General features: G+C 60.4%; 22 protein-coding genes and 1 tRNA gene. 11 read left to right on the top strand and 12 right to left on the bottom strand.

Annotation, left to right across the window (positions count from 1 at the left end):
* The first annotated feature begins 1 nt into the window (after position 1).
* Genes WCJ41_RS02845 through WCJ41_RS02830 form a run of 4 tightly spaced genes read left to right on the top strand, consistent with a single transcriptional unit; the run spans position 2 to position 3,598 of the window.
* Positions 2–697 carry a DUF1045 domain-containing protein gene (locus tag WCJ41_RS02845; protein WP_336904312.1) on the top strand — a complete coding sequence of 232 codons (696 nt, stop codon included), beginning with the start codon at positions 2–4 and terminating at the stop codon, positions 695–697.
* Positions 694–1,833, top strand: coding sequence for an alpha-D-ribose 1-methylphosphonate 5-triphosphate diphosphatase (locus WCJ41_RS02840; RefSeq protein ID WP_336904311.1), 1,140 nt, complete (start codon positions 694–696; stop codon positions 1,831–1,833). Before WCJ41_RS02845 ends, WCJ41_RS02840 begins: the two co-directional genes overlap by 4 nt.
* Entirely contained in the window at positions 1,806–2,456 is a 651-nt protein-coding gene (gene phnN, locus WCJ41_RS02835) for a phosphonate metabolism protein/1,5-bisphosphokinase (PRPP-forming) PhnN (RefSeq protein ID WP_336904310.1), read from the top strand. Before WCJ41_RS02840 ends, phnN begins: the two co-directional genes overlap by 28 nt.
* Entirely contained in the window at positions 2,453–3,598 is a 1,146-nt protein-coding gene (locus tag WCJ41_RS02830) for an alpha-D-ribose 1-methylphosphonate 5-triphosphate diphosphatase (protein WP_336904309.1), read from the top strand. The genes phnN and WCJ41_RS02830 overlap by 4 nt, the downstream gene beginning before the upstream one ends.
* On the opposite strand, the gene phnE (WCJ41_RS02825) is transcribed toward WCJ41_RS02830, so the two are convergent.
* From phnE (WCJ41_RS02825) to phnC, 4 genes are read right to left on the bottom strand one after another with little or no spacing between them, the layout of a single operon-like run.
* Positions 3,595–4,458 carry a phosphonate ABC transporter, permease protein PhnE gene (gene phnE / locus WCJ41_RS02825; protein WP_336904308.1) on the bottom strand — a complete coding sequence of 288 codons (864 nt, stop codon included), beginning with the start codon at positions 4,456–4,458 and terminating at the stop codon, positions 3,595–3,597. The two genes, WCJ41_RS02830 and phnE (WCJ41_RS02825), sit on opposite strands and share 4 nt — an antisense overlap.
* Before the next feature lies 1 nt (position 4,459).
* Positions 4,460–5,350: a phosphonate ABC transporter, permease protein PhnE gene (phnE, locus tag WCJ41_RS02820; RefSeq protein ID WP_336904307.1), complete on the bottom strand. Its 891-nt coding sequence runs from the start codon at positions 5,348–5,350 to the stop codon at positions 4,460–4,462.
* A 60-nt stretch (positions 5,351–5,410) separates the two neighbouring features.
* A complete protein-coding gene (gene phnD, locus WCJ41_RS02815; RefSeq protein WP_336904306.1) occupies positions 5,411–6,319 on the bottom strand; it encodes a phosphonate ABC transporter substrate-binding protein in 909 nt (302 codons plus the stop codon).
* Between the two features lie 43 nt (positions 6,320–6,362).
* A complete protein-coding gene (gene phnC / locus WCJ41_RS02810) occupies positions 6,363–7,172 on the bottom strand; it encodes a phosphonate ABC transporter ATP-binding protein (protein WP_336904305.1) in 810 nt (269 codons plus the stop codon).
* Positions 7,173–7,382: 210 nt separating this feature from the next.
* Here phnC and phoU point away from each other — a divergent pair, with 210 nt between their 5' ends.
* Positions 7,383–8,087, top strand: a complete 705-nt coding sequence (phoU, locus tag WCJ41_RS02805; protein WP_336904304.1) for a phosphate signaling complex protein PhoU — start codon at positions 7,383–7,385, stop codon at positions 8,085–8,087.
* A 48-nt stretch (positions 8,088–8,135) separates the two neighbouring features.
* On the opposite strand, the gene WCJ41_RS02800 is transcribed toward phoU, so the two are convergent.
* From WCJ41_RS02800 to WCJ41_RS02785, 4 genes are all read right to left on the bottom strand, one after another.
* Complete coding sequence (locus tag WCJ41_RS02800; RefSeq protein ID WP_336904303.1) at positions 8,136–9,194, bottom strand: ABC transporter ATP-binding protein; 1,059 nt, start codon at positions 9,192–9,194, stop codon at positions 8,136–8,138.
* A complete protein-coding gene (locus tag WCJ41_RS02795) occupies positions 9,194–9,982 on the bottom strand; it encodes an ABC transporter permease (protein WP_336904302.1) in 789 nt (262 codons plus the stop codon). The genes WCJ41_RS02800 and WCJ41_RS02795 overlap by 1 nt, the downstream gene beginning before the upstream one ends.
* Positions 9,979–10,854 (bottom strand): ABC transporter permease subunit, encoded by an 876-nt coding sequence (locus WCJ41_RS02790; protein ID WP_336904301.1) that lies wholly within the window; start codon positions 10,852–10,854, stop codon positions 9,979–9,981. The genes WCJ41_RS02795 and WCJ41_RS02790 overlap by 4 nt, the downstream gene beginning before the upstream one ends.
* Positions 10,855–10,926: 72 nt before the next feature.
* Complete coding sequence (locus WCJ41_RS02785; protein ID WP_336904300.1) at positions 10,927–12,036, bottom strand: ABC transporter substrate-binding protein; 1,110 nt, start codon at positions 12,034–12,036, stop codon at positions 10,927–10,929.
* 183 nt (positions 12,037–12,219) lie between these two features.
* On the opposite strand from WCJ41_RS02785, the gene WCJ41_RS02780 reads away from it, so the two are divergent.
* On the top strand, positions 12,220–13,131 hold the full coding sequence (locus tag WCJ41_RS02780) for a lysophospholipid acyltransferase family protein (protein WP_336904299.1): 912 nt from the start codon (positions 12,220–12,222) through the stop codon (positions 13,129–13,131).
* Between the two features lie 6 nt (positions 13,132–13,137).
* On the opposite strand, the gene ppk2 is transcribed toward WCJ41_RS02780, so the two are convergent.
* A complete protein-coding gene (ppk2, locus tag WCJ41_RS02775; protein ID WP_336904298.1) occupies positions 13,138–14,046 on the bottom strand; it encodes a polyphosphate kinase 2 in 909 nt (302 codons plus the stop codon).
* A 157-nt stretch (positions 14,047–14,203) separates the two neighbouring features.
* On the opposite strand from ppk2, the gene WCJ41_RS02770 reads away from it, so the two are divergent.
* Positions 14,204–14,707: a CYTH domain-containing protein gene (locus tag WCJ41_RS02770; protein WP_336904297.1), complete on the top strand. Its 504-nt coding sequence runs from the start codon at positions 14,204–14,206 to the stop codon at positions 14,705–14,707.
* A gap of 25 nt (positions 14,708–14,732) precedes the next feature.
* Here the strand turns inward: WCJ41_RS02770 and WCJ41_RS02765 are convergent, their stop codons facing one another.
* Positions 14,733–15,164 carry an NUDIX hydrolase gene (locus WCJ41_RS02765; protein WP_336904296.1) on the bottom strand — a complete coding sequence of 144 codons (432 nt, stop codon included), beginning with the start codon at positions 15,162–15,164 and terminating at the stop codon, positions 14,733–14,735.
* Between the two features lie 141 nt (positions 15,165–15,305).
* Here WCJ41_RS02765 and WCJ41_RS02760 point away from each other — a divergent pair, with 141 nt between their 5' ends.
* On the top strand, positions 15,306–16,907 hold the full coding sequence (locus WCJ41_RS02760; protein ID WP_336904295.1) for a CHAD domain-containing protein: 1,602 nt from the start codon (positions 15,306–15,308) through the stop codon (positions 16,905–16,907).
* A gap of 463 nt (positions 16,908–17,370) precedes the next feature.
* On the top strand, positions 17,371–18,000 hold the full coding sequence (locus WCJ41_RS02755) for a PhoH family protein (protein ID WP_336904403.1): 630 nt from the start codon (positions 17,371–17,373) through the stop codon (positions 17,998–18,000).
* Positions 18,001–18,590: 590 nt separating this feature from the next.
* On the opposite strand, the gene WCJ41_RS02750 is transcribed toward WCJ41_RS02755, so the two are convergent.
* Together WCJ41_RS02750 and WCJ41_RS02745 are read right to left on the bottom strand one after the other, a co-directional pair.
* Positions 18,591–19,280, bottom strand: coding sequence for a hypothetical protein (locus WCJ41_RS02750; RefSeq protein WP_336904294.1), 690 nt, complete (start codon positions 19,278–19,280; stop codon positions 18,591–18,593).
* A 225-nt stretch (positions 19,281–19,505) separates the two neighbouring features.
* On the bottom strand, positions 19,506–20,390 hold the full coding sequence (locus WCJ41_RS02745; protein ID WP_336904293.1) for an N-formylglutamate amidohydrolase: 885 nt from the start codon (positions 20,388–20,390) through the stop codon (positions 19,506–19,508).
* Positions 20,391–20,549: 159 nt separating this feature from the next.
* Here WCJ41_RS02745 and WCJ41_RS02740 point away from each other — a divergent pair, with 159 nt between their 5' ends.
* Together WCJ41_RS02740 and WCJ41_RS02735 are read left to right on the top strand one after the other, a co-directional pair.
* Positions 20,550–20,909 (top strand): response regulator, encoded by a 360-nt coding sequence (locus tag WCJ41_RS02740; protein ID WP_336904292.1) that lies wholly within the window; start codon positions 20,550–20,552, stop codon positions 20,907–20,909.
* A 58-nt stretch (positions 20,910–20,967) separates the two neighbouring features.
* Positions 20,968–21,042 (top strand) — tRNA-Val (locus WCJ41_RS02735).
* Positions 21,043–21,049: the final 7 nt, after the last annotated feature.

The raw sequence follows: 21,049 nt of genomic DNA, 5'->3' as shown, positions 1-21,049 counted from the left end.
GATGAGCATGCGCCATGCCATCTATTTCGCACCGCTGCCCGGCACGCTGCTTCACGCGTTGGGTTCGCGCTGGCTTGGCCGCGATGCGTTCACGGGAGAGGCGCTCGAGCAGCCCAGCACCGCTGGCCTTGCCGCCGTCACCGGTGAGCCGCGCCGCTATGGCTTCCATGCGACGATGAAGCCGCCCTTCGCGCTGCGCGACACGGCGCACCCTGAGTCCTTGCTGCGAGCGCTGGCAGCGCTTGCCGCGGAAGAGCGTTGCTTTCGCGTCTCGCTGAAGGTGGCGCTTCTCGACCGTTTTTTGGCTCTGGTGCCGCGTGGACCTTGTGAGCCCCTGCACCGCATCGCCGACCGTGCGGTGCGCGAACTTGATGGCTTCCGCGCCCCGCCCTCAGCCGACGAACTCGCACGCCGCAGGTCGGCAGGCCTGACCGAACGCCAGGAGAGGCATCTCGCGGATTGGGGTTACCCCTATGTCTTCGAAGACTTCCGCTTTCACATGACGTTGACCGAGCGCCTTCCAGCTGCCGAGGTGGAGCGCTTTGAAGCTGCGGCGTCAGAGCATTTTGCGCCGGTGCTGTCGGCACCCGTGCTCATCGACGGGCTCGCGCTGTTCGAGGAGCCATCTCCTGGTGCTGCGTTCCTGGCCACCCGCCACTTTCCCTTTCCCCATTCAGCCGCCGAGGTTGCCGTATGACCGAGACCCTCTTTACCAACGCCCGCGTGGTGCTTCCTGACGAGATCGTCGAGGGAACAGTGATTGTCCGGGACGGTAAGATCTTTGAAATCATCGAAGGCAATGTGGCTGCGCCCGCCGAGGATATTGATGGCGACTACCTGCTCCCGGGTCTCGTGGAGCTGCACACCGATCACCTCGAAAGCCACTACCTTCCGCGCCCCGGCGTTGCCTGGCCGGCCATACCGGCGGTGATGGCACATGATGCACAGATCGCCGCAGCCGGCATCACGACCGTCTTCGATGCACTGCGGGCGGGAAGCTTCGAGCCGGGCGACCGATCGGCACGTGAGGCAATGTCGCTTTGCGCGGCGATCTTCGAAGCCCAGAACAGTGGTCGCCTTCGGGCACAGCACTTCATTCACCTGCGCTGCGAACTGCCTTGTGCGGACACGGCGGAATCAGCGGAGATAACATCTCAGGCCGGACCCCTCCATCTCATTTCCATCATGGATCACACGCCGGGCGCCCGGCAGTTTGTATCGATCGACAAGTTTCGTGAGTATTACATCGGCAAGAAGCTCATCCTGCCTGAACACATGGACGGCTATATCGCCGTGCGCCAGGAGATGCAGGCGAAGCATGCCGGTGCCAACAAGCAGGCGATTCTTGCCATGGCGGCGAGGCTTGGCGTGCGCCTTGCGAGCCATGATGATGCGACCGAGGCGCATGTCGAGGAAGCCATTGCCGATGGTGTGGCGATCGCCGAGTTCCCGACGACGCGGGAGGCCGCACAGGCCGCCCACCGCAATGGTCTGGCCGTGTTGATGGGTGCGCCCAATGTGGTACGCGGCAAGTCCCACTCCGGCAATATCTCTGCCTCGGACGTGGCGGCGAGCGGCCATCTCGATGTGCTGTCCTCCGATTATGTACCTTCCAGTCTCCTGCCGGCGGCTTTCCGCCTCGCCGAAACCGTGCCGGGCATGACTCTGCCGGCGGCAATGCGCACCATCAGCCTCAATCCGGCACGAGCTGCAGGACTGGACGACCGTGGTGCCATCGAGCCGCACCGGCGGGCCGACCTGATCCAAGTTCGCGTCAAGGACCGTATCCCTGCCGTGCGCCGTGTATGGCGCGAAGGCATGCGGGTGATGTGATGGGAGCAGCGAGTGGCCATCTTGTCCTGGTGGTTGGCCCAAGCGGGGCCGGCAAGGACAGCGTGATGATGGGCGCAAGGGAAGCGCTCAAGGGAGATAGCAGCGTTGTCTTCCCGCGTCGCTTCGTCACGCGCCTCAGCAATCCTGATGCCGAAGACCACATTTCCATGACGGAGATGGAGTTCGAACTGGCGGTGGCCGAGGGCGCCTTCGCATTGTGGTGGCGAGCGCATGGCAATTCCTACGGCATCGGGAGCTTCATCGAAAGCCATCTCGACTCCGGCGCGACCGTGGTTGTGAACTGCTCGCGCGCCTCGATTGCAGATGCATGCGCGCGTTTTGCCAACGTCGCCGTCGCAGAGATCACCGCACCTGAGGACGTTCTCGTCGCGCGCATCGTGGCGCGCGGTCGGGAGACGCCTGAGCAGGCACGCGAGCGCGTGCTCCGCAAGGTCCCGGACTATCCAGCCGGCGTGCGCGTTGAGCGGATCGTCAATGACGGTCTCCTTGCCGACGCTGTCGCGAAATTCTGCCTGCTGCTGAGGGGTTTGCAACCAGGCGCACAATTGCCCGATCCCGCACCGGTTGCGGACGAATTCATCGCATCACTGATTATACCGTGAACGGGCTCACCGGGGAGTTGGTGATCGGCGGCGGTCACTGCCTCCTGCCGGGCAGGGGGTTGGTTGCGGCGGACATTGTTTGTTCCGGTGGCTGCATTGCGGAGATCCGCCCCGCGGGATCATCAAGGAACGCCTTGATCGATGCTGAGGATTGTCTCGTGCTGCCGGGCATCGTCGACATTCACGGTGATGCCTTCGAGCGCCAGATCATGCCACGGCCAAGTGCCATGTTTCCCATCGACATGGCAATGCGTGACAGTGACCGGCAATTGGTGGCCAACGGCATTACCACAGCCTATCACGGCATCACCATATCCTGGGAACCAGGGCTCCGAAGCCTTGAACAGTCGATGCGTATCATTGACGCTCTGGAGCGACTGGAACCATCCCTTCTTGCCGACAACCGTGTCCACTTGCGCTGGGAGACATTCGCTCTCGACGAGGTGAATGAGGTTCTGGCCCTTCTGACGCGACCAAAGACCACGCTTTTGGCTTTCAACGACCACACCACACCCTTGATGAAGGTTGCCGATGTTCGTGGCGCCATTGGCCGACACGCCCAACGCTCAATGGTGCCGCCGGAACGCTATCTCGCCCTCTATGAGTCAGTCCTGTCACGCCGTGCTGAAGTGCCTGTGGCAATTCAGGCAGTCGCTGAGGCGGCGCGTCAGAATGGGGCGCCCATGCTTTCCCACGATGATCGCACAGCGGATATGCGGGCCTTCTATCGTGATCTCGGTGCGCGCATCGCCGAGTTCCCGATCACTGCCGAAGCGTTGGATGCCAGTGCGGCGGGCGGCGATTTCATCGTGTTGGGTGCGCCCAACGTGGTGCGCGGTGGAAGCCACACAGGCGCCATTGGCGCCGAGGAGGCAATCCGGCAGGGCAAGTGTGCGATCCTTTCTTCGGATTACTATTATCCGGCACAGTTGCATGCGGCACTTGCCCTCGTGGAGCGTGGCGTTCTTCGTCTGGAACAGGCCTGGGAGCTGATCAGTGCCGCACCTGCGGCGGCGGCTGGCCTCGGTGACAGGGGGCAGATCGCGGAGGGCTTCAGGGCAGATCTCGTTGTCCTCTGTGCGCGGGAAGAGCGGCCAGTGGCAACCATTTGTGCGGGCCGGCCGGTCTATCGGTCACGTTAGCCGGGTACTGACCGGTTGCCGGCGATGGCGCTGCGCAGCATGGTCGACAGCCGGTCGATGATCGTGACGGTGATCAGGATCAGGATGATCAGGAATGAGACCTTCTGCCACTCCAGCGTTCGGATCATTTCGGAGAGTTCAAGGCCGATGCCACCTGCCCCCACGATGCCGATGATGGTGGCTGAGCGGGTGTTGGACTCGAAGTAGTACAGGCACTGCCCGATCAACACGGGTGCCACTTGGGGCAAGAGACCGAAGCGGATTGTGTGCAGCTTGGCGCCGCCCGATGCCTTGACACCTTCTACCGATCGCTGATCCGAGGCTTCGATGGCTTCGGAGAACAGTTTGCCCAGAGAGCCGATGTCGGAAATGGCGATCGCCATCACACCGGCGAAAGGGCCGAGGCCCACCACGTTGACCCACACCAGCGCCCAGACCAGCGTGTCGACGCCGCGCAGGGCGTCGAAGCCGCGCCGTGTGAAGAACCGCAAGATTTGCGACACGGTGGTGTTTCGTGCCGCGATGAGGCTGAGCGGCAATGCGATTGCGGCGGCCAGAAGCGTGCCGAGCAGGGCGATCGCCACGGTCTCGCCCAGAGACTTCAAAAAGCGCATGAGCGTCGTGGTGGTTCCCCATTCGGGCGGGAACATCAGAACGATAAGCTTGCCCAGACTGCTGAGTCCGCTGAAGAATCGCGTGGCCGAGAAGCCCAGGTGCCAAAGGCCGAACACGAGGAGCGCCAGGGCGGCGACGGCGATCAGTTTGCCGCTCCAGCCCGCGGGCTGGAACACCTTTGCACATCGAGCGCGCAGGGCGGCGTTCTCGATGTCGCTGTAGCCGCCGCTTTCCATGCTCCTCATGTCAGCCTACCTGCGTGATGAAATGATGCCGCACCCGCTCTGTCACGAGGTCGATAATCGATACGGTGAGGATGATGAGCACGAGAATGGCCGAGACGTCGGGGTAATAGAACTTTCGGATCGCCTCCATCAGGTCCTGACCGATGCCACCGGCACCGACAAAGCCCATGACCGAGGCGCCACGCACATTGATCTCGAAGCGCAGAAGCGCATAGCTGAGGAAGTTCGACAGGACCTGCGGCAGCACCGCAAATCGCATGGTCTTCGTCCAGGAGGCACCGCTGGCGGTGAGGCCTTCGATAGGTTTCTGGTCGACGTTCTCGAGCACTTCGTAAAACAGTTTGCCGAGCGCTCCGGTGGTGTGGATGACGATGGCCAGAACCCCCGCGATCGGACCCAGCCCGAAGGCCATGACGAAGATCAGCGCGAAGACGAGATCCGGCACGGTGCGGCAGAACTCGAGGAAGCGGCGGACGGCAAAGGTCAAGGGATGCGAGACGCCCAGATTGGCTGCCGCGAAGAAGCAGGCAATGAAGCCGAACAAGGCGCCGAGAACCGTTGCGACATAGGCGATCAGCAGCGTGTCGGCGAGGAGCCTGAGCCACTTGCCCAGGCCCCAGAACCAGCCTGCGACGTCGTAGAGGACGAAATGCCCGGCCATCGGCCCTGAATCGAGCAGGAAGATACGACCGATATAGTTGGGAAACTTGTGAATGTTCTTAAAGAACAGGGCCAGGTCAATCTCGGCCATCCAGCCCGCAACCAGCACGAGGGCCGCGAAGATGATTGCCGCAAACAAGAAGCGGCGCCGCTTCTGCGCCACTTCGGCAGCATAGGCGCGAGCCATCTGTTCCACGGACATGCGTGGCGGCGTCGCGGCTGAGGCGGTCATGCGGCGCTCCTGCGGGGAATGATGGGTCCGCGCCGCATAGGCGCGGACCCTGATCGCTGCTTACGACTTGCGAAGCGTGTCGACGAACTTGTTCAGTTCGACGATGCCGGCGTAGGCTTCGTTGTTGGTGGGCACCCACAGCTGCTGCTTGCCGTCGGTCATCACCTGGAAAGCTTCCGGATCGTTCTTTTCGATCGAGAAGAAGGCGTCCTTGATGGCGGTCTGCAGTTCGGCCGGCAGCTTGGTCAGCATGGCGAAGGGCGAGTTCACGATCGGCTCCGACTTGAAGATGATCTTGAAGTCGTCGTACTTGGCCATGCCCTTGCGCTCCATGCGGCGCAGGTTCGATTCGTTTTCGTCGTTCCAGGCGTTGAACACGGCGTCCACCTGGCCCTGCTGCAGGGCGATGATCGCGTTCTCGTGGCTGCCGGTGTAGACAACGTTGGAGAAGAACTCTTCCGGCTTGATGCCCAGCTTGTTCATCTCGAAGCGCGGCACATTGTTTCCCGAGGTGGAGTTCGGATCGACGAGACCGAGGTTCTTGCCCTTGAGGTCTTCAAGCTTGGTGTAGGGCGCGTCGGCCTTTACATACATGACCGAGTAATAGGCCTTGGTGCCATCCTGGTTCACCTGCATGGCGAAGGCGTCGATCTTGGCACCATTCATCAGAGCGCGGGCGAAGGACGACGGACCGTAAAGGGCAATGTCGATGTTTTCGGCAATCTGGCCCTCGATCACGGCGGCATAATCATTGGCAATGCGGAGCTTCACGGGAACGCCCAGCTGCTTGGTCAGGTACTGGATGAAGGGCTCGTAGCGCTTCTCGACGCCGGTGGCATTCTCGTCCGGGATGGTGGCGAAAACGAGCTCGGGATAATCGGCCTTCCAGTCGGCGCGGGCGGCGGTGGAAAGGACCGGCAGGGCGGCGAGGCCTGCAGCGGCCTGCAGGATGTGACGACGGTTCATCATAGGTAGAACTCCTGTTTGTTTGGTCGTGAATGGGGAGGCGAGATCAGGCCGCGCTGGATAACGCCGCGGACCCGTTGGACTGTCGTGCTGCCGCCTCCGGGAGGTCCAGCACGTCGTTTGCTTCAAGGCCGTAGAGATCGATGACGATGTCTTCGGTGAGTGCCGCGGGTGTTCCGTCGAAGACAACGCGTCCAGCCTTCATGCCCACGAGCCGCGTGCAATATTCGCGCGCCAGATCGAGGGAGTGGAGATTGCACATGACAGTGATGCCAGACTCGCGGTGAAGGTTCCTGAGCGAGTCCATGACGATCTTGGTGTTGCGCGGATCGAGCGAGGCGACCGGTTCGTCGGCAAGGATGATGCGCGGGTCCTGTACTAGCGTGCGGGCGATGGCGACGCGCTGCTGCTGTCCGCCTGACAGGCTCTCGGCGCGCTGGCCTGCAAGATCGGCGAGATCAAGCCGATCGAGGGCGCGGAGCGCACGGAGCTTCTCGTCATCAGGCCAGGCCTTGAGCAGTGCGGGAACCAGTGAGATGTGATTGATGCGCCCCATCAGCACATTGGTCAGGACGTCAAGCCGCCCGGCAAGGTTAAACTGCTGGAAGATCATGCCGCAGGAGGAACGCCAGTCGCGCAGCGCCCGGCCGCGCAGGCTGGTGACATCCTTGCCCTGAAAGGTGATGCGGCCTTCCGACGGGTCGACGAGGCGGTTGATGCAACGAAGAAGGGTTGACTTGCCGGCGCCCGAGCGCCCGATGACGCCAACAAAGGAACCATCGATGATTTCGGCAGAAACGCCCGAAAGTGCTGGCTTGCCACCGAAACGCTTGCCGAGATTTTCGATACGGAGCATGTGCGCCCTTCCTTCAGGAGGTTCCGTTAATCCCAAGGCAACAACAGCTACGTGACAGCGAGATTGCAGGTGGATGACAGCCCGCGCATGGAGAAATTGCTCGCTCGGACAGCGCTTCGCAGCATTGCTGCGGTGCGACAAGAATGCTAGAAAACATCGTTGTCGCCCCACCCGGATGGCACAGTGACCTCGTTTGGCTTGTAGGTTGTCATGTCGGAACATATCGTTAGAGCCTATGATGACGAACTTGGAGAACTCCGGTCGCTGATCAACGGCATGGGCGCTGTTGTGTTGGCGCAGGTCGAACTGGCCGGAGAGGCCTTGCATCAGTTTGATGCCAGACAGGCGGAGCAAGCGATCCAGAAGGATCTCACCGTCGACGAATTTTTCAGAGACATCGAAGAAAAGGCGATCCGCATGATCGCCAAGCGGCAGCCGGTTGCCGCTGACCTTCGTGCGATCATGGCCTCCATCAAGATCGCTGCCGATCTCGAGCGCATTGGGGACCTGGCGAAGAATACTGCGAAGCGAAGTGCTGCCATGGCAGATCGTAATTCGTATCTCGCCGATGTGGTTCTTCCCATCTGGGACATGGCCAGAGAGGCGTTGCGCAAAGTCCTGGCAGGCTTCAACGACAATGACTCCGCCGCAGCATTTGCCGTATGGGAGCGTGACGAGGAACTTGACGAGCTTTACAACTCAGTGTTTCGCCAACTCCTGACCTACATGCTCGAGAACCCTCGCACCATTGGCACGTGTACGCACTTGCTATTCGCTGCGAAGAACATGGAACGCATCGGTGATCATGCGACGAACATCGCCGAGGACATTTGCTACCTCGTGGATGGGAAGGCTCCCTCCGGCACACGGCCGAAGAAGGACACAACGGCGTCCCAGCAGGACGCGATCATCTGAAGAGTGGACGCAGTGGCCGGGTCGAAGTCAGCGGCAATCGCCAGCTTTTCAAGTGTCGAGTAGCAGGAAGTCTCGGCGATTGAGTCCCACGGTGACCTTTGACCCCGGAAGTGGTGGCGGCAGATCCGGCTGATTGAACATGTCAAATTCCACATCAGCGCCGAGCATCTTGGCCCTGATCCGAATGACGGAGCCGAGGAATGAAACCTCCCCGATCTCGGCTGCTACGTGAGTGTCACATGCTTCAGCACCATTGAGCCGGATGCTCTCGGGTCGGATCGCCAATGACACGCTGCTCCCACCTGCTGCCGCAATGGGCGTGGAAAGCGTAAGCGCAGTGCCGTCGACCTCAACCTCGCCACGCGCGGCATTGGAGACCTTGCCGTTCAGCACGTTGAGCGTACCTACGAAGGTGGCGACGAACTTCGTCTTCGGCGCATTGTAGATTTCGAACGGCGTTCCGGCCTGCTCGGCGATGCCTTTATACATGACCACCACTTGATCGGAGATGCTCAGCGCTTCTTCCTGATCATGAGTCACGAAGACGGTGGTGATGCCGAGTTCGCGCTGGATTGCACGAATTTCGCTGCGTAGGCTAACACGAATCTTGGCGTCGAGCGCCGATAACGGCTCGTCGAGCAGCAGCACCCGGGGTCGGGGTGCGATGGCGCGGGCTAGCGCCACGCGCTGCTGCTGGCCGCCCGACAGCTGGAACGGATAGCGGGTACCGAGGTCCGGCAGACCGATGAGTTCCAGCATCTCGGCCACGCGCTTGTCGATCTCGGCGCGTGGCTTGTTAACGACCCGCAAGCCGAAGGCGACGTTCTGGGCGACCGTCAGGTTGGGGAACAGGGCATAGGCCTGGAACACCATGCCAATCTGGCGTTGGTTGGCTTTGAGGTTCGTTACGTCCTTGCCGTCAATGATGATTGACCCAGCAGTCGGTGTCTCAAGGCCCGCAAGCATGCGCAGCACGGTGGTCTTGCCGCAACCGGAGGGGCCCAACAGCGACACGAATGCGCCCTTCGGGATCGACAGGGAGAAGTCATTGACCACCTTCGTTGATCCAAACTGCTTGGCGAGACGGTCGAGTTGGATAAAGGACATTAGCGTTTGGCTCTCGTATGCGGGGCAAGGCGCGTTGCGAGCTGGATCAACCCCAGACAGCCCCAGGTGACGGCAAAGGCAATGACGGCAAGGGCTGCCGGTTCATAGGCGCGGTTGGAGCCCATCCACACCATGTAGGGCCCGAAGGCCGGGCGATTGAGGAGGGCAGCCAGCACATACTCACCGATGACGATCGCGAATGTGAGGAAGGCCCCTGACAGCACGGCGACCAGCACATTGGGCAGGATCAGCCGGCCCAGGATGGTGATCCATCCGGCACCCAGCATCTGGGCTGCTTCCGTGATGGTGCGAACATCGAGGGTGCGGAGCCCAGTGTCGACGGCGCGGTACATATAGGGCAATGCCAGCGTTGTGTAGCCCAGCATCAGCAGCAGGTTGGTGCCCATGGCTGAGCCGGTGAGCGGCAGGAAGCTCGAGGTGTTATAGAGGCGGATATAGCCGAAGACGAGCACGATGGGCGGAATCACCAGCGGCAGCAGTGTCACGAACTCAACGATGGGCCGGATTGCGGGAAGCTTGAGCCTCACCCAAAAGGCGGTGGGCGTCACGATCAGAACACCCATGACGATGGTCAGAAGTGCCATGACGACCGAATAGAGGAAGGTTTCCTGGAACTGCGGATCGAACAGCACGCTTCTGTAGGCATCGAAGGAATAGACCCCACGCCTGGCGCGCAGCGAAAACTCGAAGGTGCCGACCAGCGGAAGCAGAAAATACACAATGCCGAAAATGGCGGCAACCCATGCCCAGTGCTTTCCCGACTTCACTTGAGCCACCTTTCAGCCCGCACGCGCAGCAGGATATAGATGAGATTGGCGATGCCAGTGACGACGATCATGCCGAAGGCAAGCGCGTAGCCGAGGTGCGGATCATTCAGTACGTCGCCCCGGATCTGGGCGAACAGAATGATGGGAACGATCGACAACGCAGAGCCCGTGAGTGCCATGGCAGTCGCCACGGCACCGAATGCATTGGCGAAGAGCAACGCGAAGGAGCCAAGTAGTGCCGGCCACAAGACCGGCAGGGCGACCATGCGCCAGTATTGCAGGTCACTGGCTCCCAACGTCTGCGCCGCCTCATTCCATTCACGCTTGAGACCGTCAATGGCCGGGGTAATGATCAGGATCATCAGCGGAATCTGGAAGTAGAGATAGGTGAGCGCGAGGCCGGTGAAGCTGATGAGGTTGAAACCGAGCGCTGCAAGGTTGATGCCGAACCAGTCGCGCAGCAACACGGTGATGAGACCCAACCGGCCCAATGTGGCGATGAAGGCGAAGGCCAGTGGCACGCCGGCGAAGTTGGAGGCAACCCCCGAGAAAGTCAGCATGCCCCCGCGCAGCCAATCCGGGAGTCCCCCGCGGGTAACGGCGATGGCGATGCCGAGGCCGATGAGACAGCCGAAGAAGGCGGTAAGGAGACTAAGCTTCAGCGACAGTATTGTCGCGTCCAAGATGTTCGGAGCGGCGAGCCCTGCAATGTTGCCGAGCGTGAAGAGCCCCTCAGGCGTCTGGAAGGAGGCGATGACGATTCGGATCGTCGGCAGGATGAGGAACAGAAGTGCGAAAACCGCGAAGGGTACCACGCCGAACCACTTGAGGAGGTTCACTTCGCTGCGCCGCGGGCGGGCATTCGCGGTCATGTTCGATGTTCCAAGTGAAGGCTCCGTCCCGGGAAGTGCGGGACGGAGCTAGTTTAGGGAGCGTTCCGCTACTTACTGAACATTGGCGCCGACGACCTTGTCCCAGCCGCCAGTCACAGCGGCCTTGTTGGCTGCTTGCTGATCGACAGTCGGGAACACGGCCTTGGCATAGCCTTCTGCCGGGGGCAGCTTCGCCAGGAGCTCAGCCGGGATTTTGCCGGCGGCGGACATGGCATTGAAGCGGGCCGGGTGGCAGTAGCCTTCGAGCCAGGCAGTCTGGCCCTCATCCGAGTAGATGTATTCCATCCACAGCTTGGCTGCGTTCGGATGCGGCGCGAAAGCCGAGATCGCCTGCACGTAGACGCCGGCGAGCGACGAAGAGGCAGGGATCACCACGTCCATCGGGGGATTGCCCTTCAGGCTGTCACGCCAGGCGAGCAGGTTGTAATCCCAGGCGACGACGATCGGCGTCTGACCCTGGGCGATGGTGCCCGACTTGCCGGTGACGGGAACGAAGTTGCCCGCCTTGTTCAGTTCGGCCATCAGCTCGAGGCCCTTCTCGCCCGATTCCGTGCCGGGCTTGGCACCACGCGAAATGCCAGCCGACATGATGGCCAGAATGGCCTGGTTCGAGGCGCGCGGATCGCCGGTCAGAGCGACGGACGCGGCGTAGTCGGACTTCAGGAGGTCTGACCAGTCGGCCGGCGTCGTCTTCACGATGTCCTTGTTCACGCCGAAGGCCATCACGCCATAGTAGTCGCCATACCAGTAGCCGTCGGCATCCTTCACGTCAGCCGGGATCTCGTCCCAGGTCATGACCTTATAGGGCTGCAGGAGTCCTTCCTGCTGGGCTTGCGGGCCAAAGGCGAGGCCGACGTCGATCACGTCAGGAGCCTGCGGGCCCTTATTGTCCTTGTTGGCGCGGATTGCCTCGAGCTCATCGGCCGAGCCGGCGTCAGGGTTGAGCTCGTTGACCTTGAGACCATACTTGGCCTTGAAGCCTTCAATCACCTTGCCATAACCGCACCAGTCATGCGGCAGCGCAATGACGGTCAGTTCGCCTTCCTTCTGCGCGGCGGCCACGAGGTCTTCCATCGCGCCGGCATGGGCAGGCACTACCGATGCAAGCATGGCGAGAGCCATGGTGGAATGCAGCAGTCGGGTTGTGAATTTCATGATCATATCCTGTTGTGTTGCCACGCCGCGCGACACCGATTACTGCGGCATGGCGGAGTTAGGCGCGGCACATGACAGTGCTGTGTCACCTGCCTTTCGACCGCGCATGAGATACCTGCCCTGGCTTCACGGGTTCATACGACTGTCATCTTGCCGAAACAAAAGATCCAAGATTTTGTGGCAGGACGCATGACCGAGACCTTCGACTATGTCGATCTTCGAAACCGTGCGCGGCACGGCGCCGTCCGGTTTTCCTATTCGCGCCCGGAGCAGCGTTGGCTCAACCGCAGCATTATCCGCGCCATCGAACGCCTCAGCGGTCTGCCACGTCTGGAGCGGCTCTATCGAGACTGGGCGGCCAACCCGCCGGATGGCGAAAACTTCTTTGCGGCTGCGATGCGCCTGCTGAACATCGGCCTCGAAGTCGACGAGGCGGCGCTGGCCCGCGTGCCCTCCACAGGGCCTGTCCTGTTCGTTGCCAACCATCCCTTCGGCGTGATCGACGGACTCATGTTGGGCCACCTGGCGACCCGCGTGCGACCGGACACGAAGATCATGACACACAGCCTGTTGTGCCAGATACCCGAGGCGCGCGAGTTTCTGCTCCCGGTGGACTTCGGCGGCACGGCTGAAGCGGTGCAAACCTCGGCGATGACGCGGCGGCGCTGCGTGGAGTGGCTGCGCGACGGCCATGCCGTAGCGATGTTTCCGGCGGGCAGCGTGTCGACAGCGACGACGCCATTGCGGGGACCGGTCGTCGATGCAGCTTGGCATTCCTTTGCCGCCAAACTCGCACAGCTTCCAAGCGTGACGGTGGTTCCGATGTGTTTTCAAGGCCAGAACTCGCGACTGTTCCAGGTTGCCAGTCACATTCATTATGCGCTTCGTGTGGCCCTGTTGTTCGGGGAGTCGCGGCGCCGCCAGGGTACGAGCGTATCGGTGGCCATTGGAGCCCTAGTACGCGCAGAGGAGCTCGCGAATTTGGGCTCGCGCCAGGCGGTCACACAGGAATTGCGCCGTCGCACCCTGTCGCTTCGTGCCCCCAATGCGCCCTCACCGGAACTCGAGTTCCGGTGGCCACGCCATATCTCGTTCGATTAGGCTATCTCAGTATTCGGCGGGAACGTACATGTCCTTGGGGATCGGACCACGATGGTAGTCGGGGTTGTGCACCCGCTCCGGCAGTACGACTTCCGGTCTGACGATTTCCTCATAGGGAAACTGGCTAAGGAGATGCGCAATGCAGTTCAATCGGGCGCGCTTCTTGTCGACGGCCTCAACCACCCACCATGGTGCTTCCTTGATGTTGGTGTGCTCCAACATCGCTTCCTTGGCTTTGGTATAGGCCTCCCAACGCACGCGGGACTGCAAGTCCATCGGGCTCAACTTCCACTGCTTCAACGGATCGCGGATGCGCATGAGGAAGCGCTTGTGCTGTTCGTTGTCGGTGATCGAGAACCAGTATTTGACCAGCGTGATGCCGGAGCGCACCAGCATGCGTTCGAACTCCGGGCAACTGCGGAAGAACTCAGCCACATCCTCTTCTGTGCAGAAGCCCATGACCCGCTCTACACCGGCGCGGTTGTACCATGAGCGGTCGAACAGCACGATCTCGCCCTGGCCCGGCAGGTGGGGCACATAGCGCTGAAAGTACCACTGTCCACGTTCGCGTTCCGACGGCGCAGGAAGGGCGACGACCCGGCAGACGCGGGGATTGAGGCGCTGGGTGATGCGCTTGATGACGCCACCCTTGCCGGCCGCATCACGGCCCTCGAAGATCACGACGACCTTCTGCTTGGTGGTGGCCACCCAGTCCTGCAGCTTGATCAGTTCGCGCTGCAGGCGGAAGAGTTCCTCGTAATAGAAGCGGCGGTTGAGATCCGGCGTACCGTCCGGGTCTTCCTCCACCAAAGCGTCGAGCCGACCGTCATCCAGTTCCTGCTCGAGTTCCTCGTCGAGGCTGTCGAGCCAGTCCTGGCGAACGTATTCTTCTTCAAGTGTTGGCGCGGCGCTCATTTGCGGTCTCCCATACTGTCCCGGTGTCAGCAGAGGCAAAGTCTGTCGAAGACCCTGCAACAGCACCAAGACCAGTGATTGTGCAGGAATGCTCATTATCGTTGATTGTGACAATCGAGTGAAATATTCCCTGAAAAGGTGTTATGACAGGGTTGTTATGAAGGTCGAAATCGAGCGCAAGTTTCTACTTGCGTCTGAACGCTGGCGCTTGCTGGTTGAGCGAAGCGAACATATCCGGGATGGATTGCTGGCCTTGAATGCCGAGCGTAAAATCAGGATCCGGATCATCGGTGAGCGGTCGACCCTCACTGTGAAAACGAAGCGAATTCGCGGTCAGCGCGAAGAATTCGAATATGATATCCCGCGCGGCGACGCCGAAAGGCTACTTGCCCTTTGCGGCAGTGACGTAATCCAGAAGGTCAGGCACTATGTTGCGCAAGCTGACCTGACTTGGGAAGTGGACGAATACGAGGGGCTTCTCAAGGGGATATCTCTTGCCGAGGTGGAACTCGATTCCCTCGATCAGCCCATCGCGATTCCTGACTGGATCGGCCATGAGGTCACCTCCGAGCCGCCCTATCGGAAGATCAACATGCTGCGCAGCCGGCAAGGATTGCCTGCCGATGACGATCATGACACGTCATCACCTGTTGAGGATTGAGCGGGTGGACTGCATCCGTGACCTGCTATCCGACGGCACGCCGCGTCGAACCGCATTGCCTTCCGTAGCGTTCGATCAGGGCGGCCAAGGGCTTCGAACTCACGACCGAAAGCGCTGTCTCGAGATCACAACGAAGCACCCTGCGCTGCCGCTGCTCATCGAATTTGCTCACCTGCTTCTCGACATGCATAGGATAGACATCGACGATGCATGTGCTTCCGGAAAGGCGGCGCGTGCGCTCGAATTCAAAGGTGCCGACGCATACCGGCATGACCGATCCTACGAGGCCCGCCTCTTCGAGGGCCTCCTGAGCAGCGACCTCATGCGCCGAGAGGCCCGGAATCGGATTTCCCTTGGGTATGATCCACTGGCCGCTGCCACGACTGGTCACCAGATACAGGTGGAGTTTGCCATCTGCGGTAAACTGAACGGGGAGGGCGGCAATCTGGCGATACATGGGAACTCAGGCACTCATCGTGATTCGCTGCGATTATCGGCATGATTTCTGTCATGTGTCAGTCATATTTCAGTTTCGCGAACCGTTTTTTGCTTCCGGATGAGTTCGATTCGCCACGTGGGCCGCATAAGGGAGAAGTCGATGGCTGAGAGCAATGTGAGTTCGGTGTCCGTGCCGGCGTCTGCGGGCAGGCCTCAGGGGGCGGCGAAGCCGGCCCCTCGCGAGGTCGAGGTAAAGTTCCGGGCAGATGGGCGCGCCATCGAGGCAGTTCTGTCCTCTCCGCTGCTCAAGGGCGTCACGGTGGGTGCGGCGCGGGAGCTTGCGTCCACCTATTTCGATACGCCAGGGCAAGATCTGAAGCGCACCGGAATGACCTTGCGGGTGAGACGCAAGAGCCGGACCATTCCCCTGATGGGGGTAAAGTGGGATGGCGGTGACGATGTGGTTTTTGCGCGCGGTGAAATCGAAGTGCGGTGCCCGGACGGGGTCCCCAACCTCGACCTGTTCGAGCCGGTAATCCGGGAGCGGCTCAAGGCGGTTGTCGCTGGACGGCCGCTGGCCCCCATCTTCGAAACACGATTCAGGCGGCGCACGGCACTGCTGCGCCATGGTCATTCCGACATTGAACTCGCCCTGGATGAGGGTGCCGTCGTTGCCGGAGAGGCCAACCTGCCGCTAGCCGAGGTGGAACTGGAACTGAAGAACGGCAATTTGCCTGACCTTTTCGGTTGTGCGGCTTCTCTCGTGCGTGACTGCGGTCTCAGCCTGCAATTCGAGCCAAAGGCCGGCCGCGGGTATCGTCTCGTAGCGTCCGAAGCGCCACGTCCTCAGAAGGCGACACCACTCAAGATATCACCGACCGCAACCTTCGATGACCTCGTGGCCGCTGTCATTGCCAATGCACTGGGCCACTTCGCGGCCAATTGGGCATCATTACGCGAATCGGATGCACCTGAATCGGTCCACCAGCTGCGTGTGGCGCTGCGCCGGCTGCGCAGTGCCCTTGGCGTGTTCCGAAGGACGCTGCAGTTACCCGAACTCGAGGACATCAGGTCTGAGGCGCGGCGCATCGCCTCGGCGCTGGGACCAGCGCGCGAAAGTGACGTCTTTCGTGCCAATGCCCTTGCAGGCCCGTTCGGCGATGGTCCTGACCGGCAGCGCGGCGCGCGGACGCTCCTTGATGCCGTCGAAACGCGGCGCCATGACAGCTATGTTGCAGTGCGCCGCCTGATCGATGACCCGCAGACCAGCCTGTTCGTGCTCGATGTGCAGAGCTTCATTGCTCGCCGCGCCTGGCGCACGGCGGTGGCGCCCGAGAACCTGGGCCTCCTCATGTCAGAAGCCAAGGGATATGCAACAGAGGTTCTCGAGAGGCTGATGCGCCGGGCCCTGAAGCGCGGCAAGCACCTGCCGGACATGCCGGATGAGGAGCGCCATGATTTGCGCATCGCCCTCAAGAACCTGCGCTATGCGGTCGAGTTCTTCGGCGGTCTGTTCGGCAAGCCGAGGGAGCTGCGGTCCTACCTCAGGACGGTTGCCGACCTTCAGGAAGACCTTGGTGCGCACAATGACGCGGTAACCGCCAAGGCATTCATTGACTCTCTTTGTCTTCCACCTGACGAGGAAGTGCACTTTGCGTCAGGCTATCTGCTGGGCTGGTATCGCCACGCCACCCTGATCGCTGATTCACATCTCGCGAAGAAGTGGAAGAGTTTCAAGCGACAGGACGAATTCTGGAAGTGAACCAAACGCCACCTGTGCGGAGTGGTGCTCAACGCTGGCTGAGCTCCAAACCGACGGTTTGATATATCAGCGTGATGAGGCGGTCTTTCCCGCCTTGCCGACTGCGGGACGACGAGAACGGTGTGCTCGTTGGCTTCGGCAGTTGTCAAACTGTCATGAGAATCAGCGCTCTTGGCCACATGCGAGATGTTCCGCTCACCGTCATAGGCGGTTTTACTGCGACCTCCCACACAGTCTGGATGAATCAACACGCATGGTCTGGCGTTGGCCAGTGGCGTGCGCCGCGAATTGAGTTTTGCGTCAGCTAGAGTGCCTCAAGGAGAATCAGATGGGCAAGGCTAAGACCAAAGTGAAGGCCAGAGAAAAGCGTCGCGTGCGTGAATATGAAGATCGGGATGACGGTACGGTCATTCCGTTCAAGCGAAAATTCGAGGCGGAACGACAGGCGCCGCCGATCGTCGCGATGAATGCGCGGCAGGCCGAATATCTCGCCTACCTCAGGACCCATCCCCAGGTCTTCGTGCTAGGCCCGGCAGGAACCGGCAAGACTTGGATCGCTGCGTCTCATGCGGCCGATCTCTACCGCAGCGGCCTCATCAAGAAGATCATCCTGACGCGTCCCAACGTACCCTGCGGCCGTTCGCTGGGTTTCTTTCCCGGTACTATCGAGTCGAAGTTCGCGCCATGGACCGTTCCAGTGACCGATGCCATGCGGGATCGTCTTGGCAAGGCCGTGTTCGAACTCGCCGTGAAGAACGGTGACATCGAAGTGGTGCCGTTCGAAGTCATGCGCGGTCGCTCCTGGCGCGATGCCTTCGTCCTTCTGGACGAGGCGCAAAACACCACCGAGACCGAGATCAAGATGTTCCTGACCCGCACGGGAGAAGGCTGCGTAACCGTGATCAACGGCGACATCGCCCAGTGTGACCTCGCCCATGGTTCCGGTCTGCATCTCGCCATCCGACTGGTGAAGGAGCGCAATCTGCCAGTTCCCGTGGTGGAATTCTCGACCGATGACGTGGTGCGGTCCGGCATCTGCGCTATGTGGGTGCGGGCGTTTGATGACCGGTCCGCGGTGGGGAACCACGCCTAGCAGGATGCGGACTTTGGGGCCGGGCGGGATAGGCTCGGCCCGATGTTCGATGGGTCCATGGACTCGACTTGACCTGCCATAAAACTCTCGTGCAGCAGCCTTTGGTGTCTCAGCCTCTCTGCTCTGCCCCCAATTCTCTGGATCACCTGAGGCTAGAGTTTTCGGCCTCTTGCGCCGATGACGGGCCGGATGCGCCTCCGCTGTTATGCAGCTGAATCGGGGTTCTCTGCCCGATTCCGCTGTGGGGGCTGATTTATAATTATTAAAGGAAAAAAGTTTTAGGTGGCGACAGGCAAGTGAAAGTTGCCTTTTTGTCCAACTTGTTGTTTTCTCGCGGTTACCGTATTGCGCCGGGTTTCGAATTGGAACGCTATATGAAGACATCGGCTTTCATCTTTCTAGTCTATCGTATATTGCGCGCGGTTGAGCAGGAGGCTGGTCTGGACGGACTGGATGCCAGAGCAAAGGCCCTCTTGCTGCTCATTGCAGATGGGGATTTCGAAGGGTCCGCGTTGACCGTCGGTGACCTCACGCGCACCGGCAATATGGGGACGGCACCTACGGTCTACAGCGCGCTGAACGCGCTCGAGTCAGACGGATGGATTGAACGCCGACAGGACAAGGATGACGCCCGGGCGAGGCGACTTTGCCTGACCGAGAATGCGAGAAAAGTGTTCGGAAGAATGTCCTCGCAGGCGTCGCGTGCCCTCCGGGCCAAGTAACTCAGTTTCTGCTCTTTCGCCCAGCCTGACCAGCAGAACCACGGCGAAGCAGCCAAGAAAATCACCTGCGGCCATGGCGGTGAAGTCCTGCAGAAATGTCCCTCGCTCAAAGCGACCGAATGCCATCAACGCCAGAGAGTAGGCGAGCGCCCCCGTGACAGATACGGTTGCGGCCAGAAGTGGAAGGTGAATGGCGCGCAGACTGCCGAGGTCCCGGGAAACCTTGGCTGTTTGGCAGGTCCACAGGACAGTGCCATAGGGAACGATACCCGCGATGCAGGAATAGACGAAAATTTCAAGCCATGTTGCATTGGGGAACTGCTGGACCAGTGCAAATGGGAAAGCCAAGACAATGTCGAGAGCACCCCAGAGCCCAGAGATCAGCAATATGACGAGACGAATGCCCGCCGGGATGTAGAGAAGCGTTATTCCCGCCTTTACTTGTATAAAATGCAAGAGCGGTTGTGCGAGTTGCCAGGACGCAAGCCAGACAATGCCACTCGCCAGTGCAACCAGCCCGATAAACGAGAGCCGCCGAAATGTGGGCGAAGAACTCAACTAAGTAAAATCCCGTTTGACGCTACAGAATTCTTACGTCGAGAAATGTTAAAAATTTGACACTGAAAATCTTTATAGAATACCGCAGCAAACTGCGACTTAAAAGCGCATTTTGTGCTTTGTTGTGCGAGTTTCAAATAAGGGGCGACCCACAGGCAGCTCCGCCATAACTGTTTTACTTAGGACTTCGTTGATAGGGCATGGTCAGGGACTTCAGCGACTGGCCTACTCTGCCGCGAGCTGTTGTGGCGCAAAGCGCTGCTCGAGGTAGGGCAGCAGGGTGCTCGAAAGTTTCGCCAGGACGGACCTCAGATCTTCAAATCCGCTGCTTTTCTCAAGCGTGGTTTCGTTCATGTAGAGGCTGCGGTTGATCTCGATTTGCAGTGCGTGCTGGCCGCGGTGGGGTGAACCATGGTTTTGAGTAATGAACCCCCCGGCATATGGCTTGTTGCGGAGCACCCGAAGGCCATGGCGATTGAGCTCGTCCTCCACAAAACCAGAAATATCCTCCGCGCAAGATGCGCCAAAACGGTCGCCCAACACGATATCCACAGCACCGGCCACTTGCGGCGCCACGTGCGCGCTGGCGCTGGCTGGCATGGAATGGCAATCGATGAGTAAAACTTCGCCTGCTTTTGAAAGGACGGCGTTGGTGAGGGCCGAGAGCGTGCGGTGATAGGGCAGGTAGATCTGCTCAATCCGATTGCGCGCCTCTGCGAAATCGATACGGCCACGATAGATTTCTTCACCCTCAGACACGATGCGCGGAATGGTGCCCAGGCCTCCCGCCACGCGGGGCGAACTGGTATTGGCATAGCCCGGCAACTCGCCGACGAACATGCGGGGGTCAAGTTCGTAGGGTTCACGGTTCAGGTCGATGTAGCTCCGGGGTATGCGTGCTCGCAGCATGGGCGCCCCATGGGCTACGCAGGACATGAACAACTCGTCAACGTAGCAATCCTCGGACTTTCGAAGGGTATGCTTGACCAGGCGGGATTGGCGCAGGAAATCCTCCGGAAAGTCCCGGCCGCTATGGGGGGAATTGAAGACAGCGGGAGCCGTCCATTCCTCGGGGGACAGAATTTCGAAAGGCGGGCGTGCGTCCGGCATTCAGGTCAGGCATTCCATTGGCGGTCGCGGACCATTATTCGCTACGGGGCGGTAGGCGGCAAGGCTTCATTCACCGTTTACCGGCACAAGGCTAGAAAGCTAAGAAGGCGTTCCGATGGTGGCGCTCGGGGTTCAGGACGATTTGTGACGATGAAGACCATGGCCAAGATTCTCCTCGCGGAAGATGATGACGACATGCGGAACTTTCTGGTGAAGGCGCTGCAGAAGGCTGGCCACGAGGTGACCAGCTTCGGAGAGGGCCTGAGCGCCTTCGAAGAAATCAAGCACAGTAGCTTCGACCTGCTCCTGACGGACATCGTGATGCCTGAGATGGATGGCATTGAATTGGCCCGTCGCGCCGCGGAACTCGATCCCACAATGAAAATCATGTTCATCACGGGGTTTGCGGCCGTGGCACTTCACCCGGATTCCAAGGCGCCAAAGGATGCCAAGGTGCTGTCCAAGCCCTTCCACCTTCGTGATCTCGTGAACGAGGTCGAACGCCTGATGGCGGCCTGAGTTTAGGGGTTGCGCGGCCCGGCCGCCCCCGCTATAGGGTCGCCACCGCGTCGGACGTGGGTGGTTAGCTCAGCGGTAGAGCACTACCTTGACATGGTAGGGGTCACAGGTTCGATCCCTGTACCACCCACCATTTTCTC

This window comes from Aestuariivirga sp. (genome assembly GCF_037139295.1).
Lineage (GTDB): Bacteria > Pseudomonadota > Alphaproteobacteria > Rhizobiales > Aestuariivirgaceae > Aestuariivirga.
This window is presented reverse-complemented; position numbering and strand designations above follow the sequence as displayed.

What these genes read in the sequence shown, in the direction of transcription:
- WCJ41_RS02845 (WP_336904312.1), top strand. Translation starts at nt 2, where the DNA reads ATGAGCATGCGCCATGCCATCTATTTCGCACCGCTGCCCGGCACGCTG.
- WCJ41_RS02840 (WP_336904311.1), top strand. Translation starts at nt 694, where the DNA reads ATGACCGAGACCCTCTTTACCAACGCCCGCGTGGTGCTTCCTGACGAG.
- phnN (WP_336904310.1), top strand. Translation starts at nt 1,806, where the DNA reads ATGGCGCGAAGGCATGCGGGTGATGTGATGGGAGCAGCGAGTGGCCAT.
- phnE (WP_336904308.1), bottom strand. Translation starts at nt 4,458, where the DNA reads ATGAGGAGCATGGAAAGCGGCGGCTACAGCGACATCGAGAACGCCGCC.
- phnE (WP_336904307.1), bottom strand. Translation starts at nt 5,350, where the DNA reads ATGACCGCCTCAGCCGCGACGCCGCCACGCATGTCCGTGGAACAGATG.
- phnD (WP_336904306.1), bottom strand. Translation starts at nt 6,319, where the DNA reads ATGATGAACCGTCGTCACATCCTGCAGGCCGCTGCAGGCCTCGCCGCC.
- phnC (WP_336904305.1), bottom strand. Translation starts at nt 7,172, where the DNA reads ATGCTCCGTATCGAAAATCTCGGCAAGCGTTTCGGTGGCAAGCCAGCA.
- phoU (WP_336904304.1), top strand. Translation starts at nt 7,383, where the DNA reads ATGTCGGAACATATCGTTAGAGCCTATGATGACGAACTTGGAGAACTC.
- WCJ41_RS02800 (WP_336904303.1), bottom strand. Translation starts at nt 9,194, where the DNA reads ATGTCCTTTATCCAACTCGACCGTCTCGCCAAGCAGTTTGGATCAACG.
- WCJ41_RS02790 (WP_336904301.1), bottom strand. Translation starts at nt 10,854, where the DNA reads ATGACCGCGAATGCCCGCCCGCGGCGCAGCGAAGTGAACCTCCTCAAG.
- WCJ41_RS02785 (WP_336904300.1), bottom strand. Translation starts at nt 12,036, where the DNA reads ATGATCATGAAATTCACAACCCGACTGCTGCATTCCACCATGGCTCTC.
- WCJ41_RS02780 (WP_336904299.1), top strand. Translation starts at nt 12,220, where the DNA reads ATGACCGAGACCTTCGACTATGTCGATCTTCGAAACCGTGCGCGGCAC.
- ppk2 (WP_336904298.1), bottom strand. Translation starts at nt 14,046, where the DNA reads ATGAGCGCCGCGCCAACACTTGAAGAAGAATACGTTCGCCAGGACTGG.
- WCJ41_RS02770 (WP_336904297.1), top strand. Translation starts at nt 14,204, where the DNA reads ATGAAGGTCGAAATCGAGCGCAAGTTTCTACTTGCGTCTGAACGCTGG.
- WCJ41_RS02765 (WP_336904296.1), bottom strand. Translation starts at nt 15,164, where the DNA reads ATGTATCGCCAGATTGCCGCCCTCCCCGTTCAGTTTACCGCAGATGGC.
- WCJ41_RS02760 (WP_336904295.1), top strand. Translation starts at nt 15,306, where the DNA reads ATGGCTGAGAGCAATGTGAGTTCGGTGTCCGTGCCGGCGTCTGCGGGC.
- WCJ41_RS02755 (WP_336904403.1), top strand. Translation starts at nt 17,371, where the DNA reads ATGAATGCGCGGCAGGCCGAATATCTCGCCTACCTCAGGACCCATCCC.
- WCJ41_RS02745 (WP_336904293.1), bottom strand. Translation starts at nt 20,390, where the DNA reads ATGCCGGACGCACGCCCGCCTTTCGAAATTCTGTCCCCCGAGGAATGG.
- WCJ41_RS02740 (WP_336904292.1), top strand. Translation starts at nt 20,550, where the DNA reads ATGGCCAAGATTCTCCTCGCGGAAGATGATGACGACATGCGGAACTTT.